The following is a 9,619-nucleotide window of genomic DNA, read 5'->3' as shown; positions in this document are numbered from 1 at the left end:
TCTGTGTTTCAGCCTGTGACGCGCTCACACCCTGCAGCGTCATCTGCGCGTAGGCCGCGCCCAATTGCTGCACACTGATTCCGAGCGCGTTCGCCTGCGGCAGGGTGTTGCCGCTGAGTTCCTGACCCTGCTCGCGCCGTCCCGTGTAGATGTCCACGGTCGGGCTGGGCGCGCCGACCGGCCGTGCGCCGGGGGCGACGGCGGTCGGGTCGCTGGAGTCGATGATCCCGGACGCCTCGTCGATATAGGCGTCGTTGTAGGAGTAGTTGGCCAGCAGACGCAGGTTGTCGATCGGCGTCCAGACCGTTTCGATCTCGAAGCCCTTCGAGATGGCCTTCGGGATGTTGAAGAACAGGGTCTGGGCCGTGCCGACGCCGCCGGAGGTGTTCACGATGGTCACCGGCGCCTGGAAGTTCTGGTAGTCGTAATAGAAGGCCGAGACGTTGGCCTGGAAGGTCCGCCCAAGGTTCCACTTGAAGCCCACTTCGTAGGCGTTGTTGGATTCCTTGTCGGTGTAGACGTTGGTCACGACCGGGGCGACGATGCCCGAGTTGAACCCGCCGGCCTTGTAGCCCTTGCTGTACTTGGCGTAGGCCAGGATGTCGTCGTTGGGCTTCCAGTCGACGCCGATGGTGCCCGTGGTCGCCTGCCATGAGGCGTCCAGGACCCGCTTGGCCAGGCCGGTGACGGGATCGATCACCGTGGCCTTGGACACGCCGGGCAGCAGAGTGCCATCGGCGCGGCGTCCGGTGCCCACCGCCGCGGCGGTGATGTCCACCGCAGGGGTGAAGGTGCCGAGGAGCTGCGGCGAGGTTCCGCAGGCCGCCAGGGCGAAGCAGACGAGCCGCGCCTCTTCCTGACCGAACTTGTGGTCATGCGAATAGCGCAGGCCCGCGGTCAGCTTCAGCGTATCGGTGAACTGCCAGTCGATCTGGCCGAAGGCGGCGTAGGAGCGCGCCTCGAAGTCCGGCCGAGTGTCGTACCAGAAGCGTTGCAGGTTCGCCGGGCCGTTCACAGGCGCGGCGAACTGCGGCTGGTTCGGAAGCTGCACCGAGACCGGTTGCTTGTAAGCCTCGTGATAGTAGTAGGCGCCGACTAGCCACTGGAACGGACCGTCGTGGGTGGAGGTCAGGTTCAGCTCGTTGCTGAGCCAGTCCTTGTCTTCCTGATAGTTGGTGATCGCCTTCGGGAAGATGGTCAGGGGGGCGCAGATGCCGGCGGCGACGAACGCCGCGGAGCAGGTCCCGGTCCCGGTGACGGGCACGGTGTAGCTGTTGACCGGGCCGCCGTCGTTGTCGGCGATCAGCGTGTAGTGGTAGTTCGCGCCGCCGCCGATGTAGCGGAGGTCCATGTTCTCGAAATGATAGGTGAACTCGGCGGCCAGGACGAACGTCTCGTCCAGGCTGACTGTCGAGGCCGTGTTCGTCGCGAACTTGAACGGGTCGTTGATCGCCGGGTTCACAGAGGTGCCCGACGGATTGACCACGTTCAACACCTGGCCGCTGAAGGCGTAGCCCTGGTTCAGGAAGAATACCGAGGGCGCTTCCTGAGTGGTGTTGTAGGGCGATGGGGTGTAGGCGGCCCGGCCGCCCAAGCCCCCGCCGCCATTGTTCCACTCGAACCGCGAGACCTTGACCCAACCTTCGAAGTTGTCGCCGAAGTCCATGTCGAGTTGGAACTCGAGATAGCTCTGGTCGATGACATTGCCCTCATCGGGCATGCCGGGAACGATATTGTCGTAGTAGCCGTCGCGCTGCTTTTCCCAGCTGCCGTTGACCCGGTAGCGAAGGCTGTCCGAGAGGGGCCCGGAAACGGTGCCTTGGAAGAGCGTGTAGTTGTAGTTGCCCACCGTGGCGCGCACCTCGGCCTCGAACTCCTCGGTCGGGCGCTTGGAGATCACGTTGATCGCCCCGCCGATTGAGTTGCGCCCGTAGAGCGTGCCCTGCGGCCCGCGCAGCACTTCGACCCGGTCGATGAACAGCGGCGGCTTGCTGGCCTCGAAGGTCGAGGATGTGAAGATGCCGTCGGAATAGATGGCGACCGCGCCATCGGCGGCCTGGACGTTGGAAATCCGACCCACACCGCGAAGGGTGATGCGGTCGCCCGAGTTATTGTACGTCAACCCTGGGGTGAAGTTGGTCATGTCCTGGACGGAATTGATCCCGACCAGATCGCGCGCCTCGGAGGTGTAGGCCGACACCGCGACCGGAACGTCCTGAAGGCTTTGCTCGCGTTTTTCGGCCGTGACCACCAGTTCTTCGATAGTCGTGGCGCTGGATGTCTGAGCGTGCGCGGCGCTCGCAAAGATTGTGGCGACCAGCGCACTTGTGGCCATCAACTGACGTCTGTGACTCATCGATTGTCCTCCCCGACAACGGCTCTAAAGGCCACGCGATTACTGCGTTTTTTCGAGGGTGAGGTACGGTTGACAACCCGTCAATCGATATTGTGTCGGTATGGTAATGCTCGCCGCTCCGGCGCCCAACATCAAGGGACCCCAGGCGGCGCGATGGTCGGGGGAATTCGGTCCGGCCTTCCAGCCGAAAACGCCAAGCAGGCCAAGCCCTGGTTCGCGCTCCGGCGCGCCAATCTTCGAATTTTCGGTTTGCCGCGAACTGGCGAATGCCGGATGGTCAGGGGATCGCGCCCCGGGGGTCGGGCGCTGGCGGTGGTGGAGCGGGCGTTTTGGATCGGCTGAAGGGTAAGGTCGCCGTCATCACCGGAGGTTGTTCCGGGATCGGACTGGGGACAGTCGAGCGGTTCGTGGAGGAGGGCGCCCGGGTCCTGGTCGGCGACCTGGACGATGCGGCCGGCGCGGCGCTGGCCGCGCGCTTCGACGGCGAGGTCGTCTATCGCCACTGCGACGTCACCGACGTGACGCAGATCAAGGCCTTGATGGACGAGGCCGGATCGCGGTTCGGTGGCGTCGACATCCTATTCAACAACGCCGGCGCCGGCGGTGCGCCCAACCGCTTCGAGGACATGACCGCCGAGGCCTGGGACAGCGTCCACGCCCTGCTGGTGCGCTCGGTGGCGCTTGGGATCACCTACGCGATCCCGCATATGAAGGCGCGCGGCGGCGGCTCGGTGATCAACACCGCCTCGATCGCCGGAACCCAGGCCGGTTACGGCCCCGTGGCCTACTCGACGGCCAAGGCCGCGGTGATCCACCTGACCCGCGTGGCCGCCGCCGACTTGGCCCGCGACCGAATCCGGGTGAACGCCATCTGCCCCGGCCTGATCCTGACCAACATCTTCACCCCCGCCTCGGTGGTCCCGCCGGGCATGGCGACCATGATCAAGCAGACCATGGCCCAGAGCGCGCCCAACACCCAGCCGATCGAGAAGCCCGGTCTGCCGGTCGACATCGCCAACGCCGCCCTGTTCTTCGCCAGCGACGAGAGCGCCTTCGTCACGGGAACCCACCTGATGGTGGACGGCGGCCTCTTCGTCGGGCCGCGCAATTCCTGGGACCCGGAGATGCGCGCCGAGCGCACCCGGTTGATGGAGGAGCGCCGCGCGGCTTTCGTCGCCGCGCAGGTCGAGGACGCCCAGTCGAGTTAGGTCAGCAGCATGACCTTGCCCAGGTGGCCGCCGGTTTCGAGATAGGCGTGGGCGGCGGCGGCTTGGGCGAGCGGGAAGGTCTTGTCGATCTGGGGCGTCAGCTTGCCCGCGGCGATCCAGGGCCAGACCACGCGCTCCACCTCCGCGGCCAGGCGCGCCTTCTCGTCGGGATCGCGGGGGCGCAGGGTCGAGCCGGTGACCAGGGCGCGCTTCTGCATAAGCCGCATGATGCTGAGATTGACGTCGCCCCCGCCCTGAGCGGCGATGAAGACGATCCGTCCGCCGGTCTTGAGCGCGTCGAGGTCCTTGGCGAAGTAGTCGCCGCCGACCATGTCCAGCACCACGTCGCAGCCGCCGTTGGCCTTGGTGACCTCGGCGAAGTCCTGCGTACTGGTGTCGATCGCGATGTCGGCGCCCAGAGCCTTGGCCTCCGCGGCCTTGCTGGCGCCGCGCGCGGTGGCGATCACGCGAGCGCCGGCCGCCTTGGCCATCTGGATCGCCATGGTGCCGATGCCCGAGGTGGCCCCGTGCAGCAAAAGGGTCTCGCCGGCCTTGAGGGCGCCGTGTTCGAACACATTGGCGTAGACGGTGAACACGGTCTCCGGCAGGGCCGCGGCCTGCAGCAGGTCCAGGCGATCCGGGATCGGCAGCGCATGGCGCGCGTCGCAGACGGCGTAGTCGGCGTAGCCCCCGCCGCCCAGCAGGGCGCAGACCTTGTCGCCGGCCTTCCAGCGTCCGGCCCCCACCTCGACAACGCCGGCGACCTCAAGGCCCAGCGTAGGCGGCGAGCCCGGCGGCGGCGGGTAGAACCCCAGCCGCTGGGCGATGTCGGGCCGGTTCACGCCCGCCGCATGGACCTTGATCAGGATCTGTCCCGGGCCGGGAACCGGGCGATCGAGAGTGACGGGCTTTAGGGCTTCGGCCGGTCCCTTGCCGTCCTCCACGGCGATGGCGTTCATGGTGTCGCTCATGGGTGGGACTCTCCGGTTCATTGCCGCTAACTTGGTCGCAGTCAGATAGACGTCGAACGACGCACCGCAAAGGGAGGCCTTTGATGGAAGAACCTGCGGAAGTCCGCATCGCCCGTGGCCAACGGCTCACCGAGGCCATGCGCGAGGACCTGGAACTCTATGGCGTGGGCGAGTTGGAGGAGCGCATCGAGGCGCTTGAGACCGAGATCGCCCGTTGCCGCGCCCAGATCGAGAAGAAGGGCGCGGTCCGCGCCCAGGCCGACGCGCTGTTTTCCCGTCCAGGCTGAAGGGTAGGGATAACGATGCGTAAACGGGGGATCGTTGATACTGGGGGTTCGGGCTTGGCACGGGGGTTGCAGTCCTCGAGGCCAAGAACAGCGTCCGTCCATGGACGACGATTTAGAGGCGAAGTGCTTAAATGAACGAAGGAATTGTCCAGGCAGGAGCTTGGCGCGCGGACGTGATCCAGGATTTCGCCCGCTCGGAACTCTTCGACCGCACCTTCCAGGAAGGCATGGACCTGGTCGAGGAGACCGCCGGCTATCTGGACGGCTCCGGTCGCCAGGAATCCAAGCTTCTCTCGCGCAACGCGGCGCTAGCCTATGCCGGCGAGAGCATGCGTCTCACCACGCGTCTGATGCAGGTGGCTTCGTGGCTGCTGGTGCAGCGCGCCGTGCGCGAGGGTGACATGCCGGCCGAGAACGCCTGCGAGGACCGCTATCGCCTGGGCGCCGAGGATGTGTGCCGCGGCGCCACCGAGGAAGACCTGCCGTCAGGCCTGCTGGTCCTGCTCGATCGTTCCGAGCGGCTCTATGAGCGCGTCCGGCACCTGGATCGGCGCATGTATGTGACCGACTCCGCCGAGGACACGCCAAACCCGGTGCAGAACCAGTTCAACCGCCTGCAGGCCGCTTTCGGGGCGTAACGCCTCTCACATTCCGGCACAGCAAAAAACGCCGCGCGATGAGCGCGGCGTTTTCGTTTCTGAGTCGGGGCGGCGCTCGTGCGAGCGCCAGCCGCCTACTTGCGGGTGAAGCCGCCGAACTTGGCGTTGAAGCGCGACACGCGGCCGCCGCGGTCCAGAAGCGTCTGGTTGCCGCCGGTCCACGCCGGGTGCGTTTTCGGATCGATGTCCAGGTTGAGGGTCGCGCCCTCTTTCCCGTAGGTCGACCGGGTCGGATAGCTCGTGCCGTCGACCATCACCACGGTGATGAAGTGGTAGTCGGGGTGGGTGTCTTGTTTCATCGCGAGGGCAACCGACGTAAAGGAGCGGCAGAAATATGCACGCCTGGCCGCGAGGCCTGGCGCGAGGAAGCCGCGCCTATACAGGAAAAGGCGGGGCAAGAGCAAGGGCGCTGGCTTTCATGAGTGATTTGGGCGCGCAAGCCCCCGTCGAGGGCCGGCCCAGCGCCGGCGCGGCCCTGGCCCAGGATCTGAGCGAGGCCGCCGAGCGCCGGGCCCGCAGCCGCAACGTCAAGGCCCTGGGACGCCTGCTGCCGTTCCTGGCCATGCACAAGGCCGACGCCGCCATGGCCGGGGTCTTCCTGCTGACCGCCACGGCCGCGTCCCTGGGTCTCACCGGCGCCGTGAGGCTGCTGGTCGATCACCTGACCGGGCCGAACGTCAGCGGCGATTCCGTCGATCCCTGGTTCTGGCTGATGGGCGGCGTGGCCGTGGCCTTGGCCCTGTCCTCGGCCCTGCGCTACTTCTTCGTCACCAAGCTGGGCGAGCGGATCACGGCGGACCTGCGCAAGGCGGCCTACGCCCACATCCTGACCCTCGATCCCACCTTCTTCCTGTCCACGCGCACCGGCGAGGTCCTGTCGCGCCTGACCACGGACATCCAGATCGTGGAGAACCTGCTCTCCACCTCGATCTCCGTGGCCCTGCGCAACCTGCTGACCCTGATCGGCGCCTTGATCCTGCTGGCGATCGTCAGTCCCGGCCTGACGGGGCTGGTGGTGCTGACCTTCCCGCTGGTGATCCTGCCGCTGTTCCTGTTCGGCCGCCGGGTGCGGAAGCTGACGACCTCGACCCAGGACCAGTTCGCCGCGGCCATCGGCCATGCGGGCGAGACCTTGGACGCGTTGGAGACCGTCCAGGCCTTCGGGCGCGAGGCCTCTGGCGCGCGGCGGTTCGGCGAGGCGGTTGAGGCCTCGTTCAAGACCTCTCTGCGGCGGATGACGGCGCGCGCCGTCATGACCGCCGCGGTGATCGCCCTGGTCTTCGGCGGCGTGGTCGGGATCTTCTGGCTGGGGGTCCATGCGGGTCTGCGCGGCGACATGAGCTGGGGCACCCTGTTCCAGTTCGCCTTCCTCTCGGTCCTGGCGGCCGGTTCGGTCGGCGCCTTGGGCGAGACCTGGGGCGACGTGCAGAAGGCGGCCGGCGCCATGGAGCGGGTTTCCGACCTGCTGGCCGCTCGGCCCAGCATCGCCCCGCCCGCGTCGCCCAAGGCCCTGCCGACCCCGGCGCGCGGCGAGATCGCCTTCGAGAACGTCGACTTCGCCTATCCCTCACGGCCCGACATGCCCGCCCTGAAGGGCTTCGACCTGAAGGTCGCGCCTGGTGAACGGGTGGCGCTGGTCGGTCCCTCGGGGTCGGGCAAGAGCACGGTCTTCCGTCTGCTGCTGCGCTTCTACGATCCGCAGGGCGGCGTGGTCCGGCTGGACGGCGTGGACATCCGCGAGGCCGACCCCGGCGAGGTGCGCGGGCGCATGGCCCTAGTCGCCCAGGACTCGCCGATGTTCTCCGGCTCAGCCTTCGAGAACATCCGCTTCGGCCGTGAGTCGGCCACGCCGGAGGAGATCCGTCAGGCCGCCCGCGCCGCCCAGGCCGAGAGTTTCCTGGACGCCTTGCCGGAGGGCTTCGACACCCCCCTGGGCGAACGCGCCCGCAGCCTGTCGGGCGGCCAGAAGCAACGCCTGGCCATCGCCCGGGCCCTGATCCGCGAGACGCCGATCCTGCTGCTCGACGAGGCCACCAGCGCGCTCGACGCCGAGAACGAGCGCCTGGTCCAGAAGGCCCTGGAGGAGGCCATGGTCGGCCACACCACCCTGGTCATCGCCCACCGCCTGGCCACCGTGCTCAAGGCCGACCGCATCGTGGTGATGGAGGCCGGCCGAGTGGTCGACCAGGGCACTCACGCGGAGCTCTCGGCCCGTGGCGGGCTTTATGCGCGCTTGGCGGCCCTGCAGTTCGGCGACGCGGCGGCCTAGGTCCGCGCGGCGACCGCGATAGCCGGGAAATCGCTGAATACCCCGTCGACTCCGGCGGCGTAGAGCGCCCGGCACAGGGCCTCGGCGTCGCCGTGCTCGGCCACGCCGGTCCCGCGCCGCAGCTTGGACGGCAGGAAGCGGTTCTCGGCCCGCACGGTCCAGGGGTGGACCGCGAGTCCCAGGGCCTGGGCCTGGGCCACCAGAGGCGTCGGCGCGCCCAGGCCGCCATCGGCGATCGGAAGCACCAGGGACCAGTCGGGACCGACCCCGTCGGCATAGGCGGCTATCGCCTTCAGACCGTCGGCGGAGACCATCTGCGGTGTCTCCCCGCCCACCAGCTGCACCCGCCGGGCCTTCGACAGCTTGGCGAAGGTCTTCAGGGGCGCGGCCTCGAAGCATTGGACGAAGACCGGCGCCGTCCGGCTGTCCAGGCCATTGGCCCTCAGGGCGTCCGCCAGCCGCGCCTCGATGGGCAGGCCTTGGCTCGCCAGGAAGGCCGGGTGCTTCATCTCGGGATAGACGCCGACCTTCGCCGTCTTGGCTAGGTCCACCACCTCTTGGAACGTCGGAACGGCCTCGCGCCCGTCGAACTTGGCGCTGCTGGGCCGCAACTCGGGAAGCCGTTCTCGGGCCCGCAGGGTCTTCAACTCGGAGAGCGTGAAGTCCTCGGCGAACCAGCCGTCCAGCCGCTCGCCGTCGATGACCTTGGTCGTCCGGCGCGCGGCGAACTCTGGGCGGGCGGCGACGTCGGTCGTGCCGCCGATCTCGTTCTCATGGCGGACCACCAGAACGCCGTCCTTGGTCAGCACCAGGTCGGGTTCGATGAAGTCGCAGCCCTGTTCGACCGCCAGGCGATAGGCCATCAGGGTGTGTTCGGGCCGCTCGCCGCTGGCGCCGCGATGGGCGATGACGATGGGGCGGGTCTTGGCCAACGCCGGGGTGGCGGCGGCCAGGACGGCGGAGGCGACGATGGCGCGGCGGGTCAGGTGCATGGCTCGATCTAGCCCTGGCTTGCGACGGTTTCGTCAAGCTCTCCATTAGCGGCGCGGTAACCACGATCATGCGCTACCATCGGCCAGACTTCCCGCTCCCGGATGGCCCAGATCACCAGCCCGCCCAAGCCTCCAGCGCCCGCGCTCCAGGCCCTGCTGCGCAAGGCGCTGGACGCTGTCCGCGCCGGACGACGCGATGAGGCGGCCGCCACGGCGCTGGAAGCCCTGGAGATCGACGAGACCAGCTCCCCCGCCTGGCACATCCTGGGGGTCTGCCGCGAGAGGGCGGGGGACTTCACCGGCGCGCTACAGGCCTACGAGGCGGCCTTAAGCTTCGCGCCCGACGAACCGGAGCTGGCCAGCGACCTTGCCCGCCTGGCGCTGAAGATGGGCATGGCGCAGGTCGCCGAGGGCCTGCTGCGCAGCTATCTCGCCCGCCGACCAGACTCCGTCGACGCGCTCAACAATCTGGGTGTCGCCCAGCGCGACCAGATGAAGTTCGGCCTGGCGGTCGAAACCCTGCGTGGGGCCATCCAGGCCAATCCTGACAGCGCCATGCTGTGGAACACCCTGGCCTCGGTCCTGACCCTCCAGGGCCAGACCGAGCAGGCGCTGGTGTTCTACGACGAGGCCCTGCGGCTGGAGCCGGGCTTCGCGGGCGCGCTCTACAACCGCGCCATGGCCCGGCTGGCGGCGGGGGCGACTGAGGGAGTCATCGCCGACTTCGACGCCGCCATCGCCGCCGTCCCCATCCAGGAAGCCGGCGGCATGCGGGTGGCGCGCGCCTGGGCGCTGCTGGCGCTTGGCGACCTCACCGGCGGCTGGGCCGCCTACGCCGCGCGTCACGACATCGCCTACGAAGACGCCGTCCATTTCG

The 9,619-nt window shown here is 68.1% G+C and carries 9 protein-coding genes; 5 read left to right on the top strand and 4 right to left on the bottom strand.

Annotation, left to right across the window (positions count from 1 at the left end; all coding sequences use genetic code 11):
* Window positions 1-2,356, bottom strand: a 2,356-nt coding sequence (locus RMO04_RS01825) for a TonB-dependent receptor domain-containing protein (RefSeq protein ID WP_309643088.1), incomplete at its 3' end; no start/stop codon positions are given.
* Between the two features lie 329 nt (window positions 2,357-2,685).
* Here RMO04_RS01825 and RMO04_RS01820 point away from each other — a divergent pair.
* Window positions 2,686-3,564 carry a glucose 1-dehydrogenase gene (locus RMO04_RS01820; RefSeq protein ID WP_309643087.1) on the top strand — a complete coding sequence of 293 codons (879 nt, stop codon included), beginning with the start codon at window positions 2,686-2,688 and terminating at the stop codon, window positions 3,562-3,564.
* On the opposite strand, the gene RMO04_RS01815 is transcribed toward RMO04_RS01820, so the two are convergent.
* Entirely contained in the window at window positions 3,561-4,535 is a 975-nt protein-coding gene (locus tag RMO04_RS01815) for an NAD(P)H-quinone oxidoreductase (protein WP_309643086.1), read from the bottom strand. The two genes, RMO04_RS01820 and RMO04_RS01815, sit on opposite strands and share 4 nt — an antisense overlap.
* Before the next feature lie 83 nt (window positions 4,536-4,618).
* Here RMO04_RS01815 and RMO04_RS01810 point away from each other — a divergent pair, with 83 nt between their 5' ends.
* Together RMO04_RS01810 and RMO04_RS01805 are read left to right on the top strand one after the other, a co-directional pair.
* Entirely contained in the window at window positions 4,619-4,822 is a 204-nt protein-coding gene (locus tag RMO04_RS01810) for a DUF1192 domain-containing protein (RefSeq protein ID WP_309643085.1), read from the top strand.
* Window positions 4,823-4,953: 131 nt separating this feature from the next.
* Window positions 4,954-5,460, top strand: coding sequence for a DUF1465 family protein (locus RMO04_RS01805; protein WP_309643084.1), 507 nt, complete (start codon window positions 4,954-4,956; stop codon window positions 5,458-5,460).
* Window positions 5,461-5,555: 95 nt separating this feature from the next.
* Here RMO04_RS01805 and rpmE read toward each other — a convergent pair whose 3' ends face one another.
* The gene (gene rpmE, locus RMO04_RS01800) at window positions 5,556-5,780 is read right to left on the bottom strand and encodes a 50S ribosomal protein L31 (protein WP_305582546.1); all 225 of its coding nucleotides are present in this window, start codon (window positions 5,778-5,780) and stop codon (window positions 5,556-5,558) included.
* A gap of 119 nt (window positions 5,781-5,899) precedes the next feature.
* Here rpmE and RMO04_RS01795 point away from each other — a divergent pair, with 119 nt between their 5' ends.
* Window positions 5,900-7,750: an ABC transporter transmembrane domain-containing protein gene (locus tag RMO04_RS01795; protein WP_309643083.1), complete on the top strand. Its 1,851-nt coding sequence runs from the start codon at window positions 5,900-5,902 to the stop codon at window positions 7,748-7,750.
* Here the strand turns inward: RMO04_RS01795 and RMO04_RS01790 are convergent.
* Complete coding sequence (locus RMO04_RS01790; RefSeq protein ID WP_309643082.1) at window positions 7,747-8,742, bottom strand: glycerophosphodiester phosphodiesterase; 996 nt, start codon at window positions 8,740-8,742, stop codon at window positions 7,747-7,749. The genes RMO04_RS01795 and RMO04_RS01790 overlap by 4 nt on opposite strands.
* A gap of 102 nt (window positions 8,743-8,844) precedes the next feature.
* Here RMO04_RS01790 and RMO04_RS01785 point away from each other — a divergent pair.
* The coding region (locus RMO04_RS01785) for a tetratricopeptide repeat protein (RefSeq protein WP_309643081.1) at window positions 8,845-9,619 on the top strand (775 nt) is incomplete at its 3' end.

The sequence above is a fragment of the Phenylobacterium sp. genome (assembly GCF_031412415.1).
Classification (GTDB): Bacteria; Pseudomonadota; Alphaproteobacteria; order Caulobacterales; family Caulobacteraceae; genus Phenylobacterium.
The sequence above is the reverse complement of the archived record's forward strand: the minus strand, read 5'-3'. Positions and strand labels throughout refer to the sequence as shown.

What these genes read in the sequence shown, in the direction of transcription:
- RMO04_RS01790 (WP_309643082.1), bottom strand. Translation starts at nt 8,742, where the DNA reads ATGCACCTGACCCGCCGCGCCATCGTCGCCTCCGCCGTCCTGGCCGCC.
- RMO04_RS01795 (WP_309643083.1), top strand. Translation starts at nt 5,900, where the DNA reads ATGAGTGATTTGGGCGCGCAAGCCCCCGTCGAGGGCCGGCCCAGCGCC.
- rpmE (WP_305582546.1), bottom strand. Translation starts at nt 5,780, where the DNA reads ATGAAACAAGACACCCACCCCGACTACCACTTCATCACCGTGGTGATG.
- RMO04_RS01805 (WP_309643084.1), top strand. Translation starts at nt 4,954, where the DNA reads ATGAACGAAGGAATTGTCCAGGCAGGAGCTTGGCGCGCGGACGTGATC.
- RMO04_RS01815 (WP_309643086.1), bottom strand. Translation starts at nt 4,535, where the DNA reads ATGAGCGACACCATGAACGCCATCGCCGTGGAGGACGGCAAGGGACCG.
- RMO04_RS01810 (WP_309643085.1), top strand. Translation starts at nt 4,619, where the DNA reads ATGGAAGAACCTGCGGAAGTCCGCATCGCCCGTGGCCAACGGCTCACC.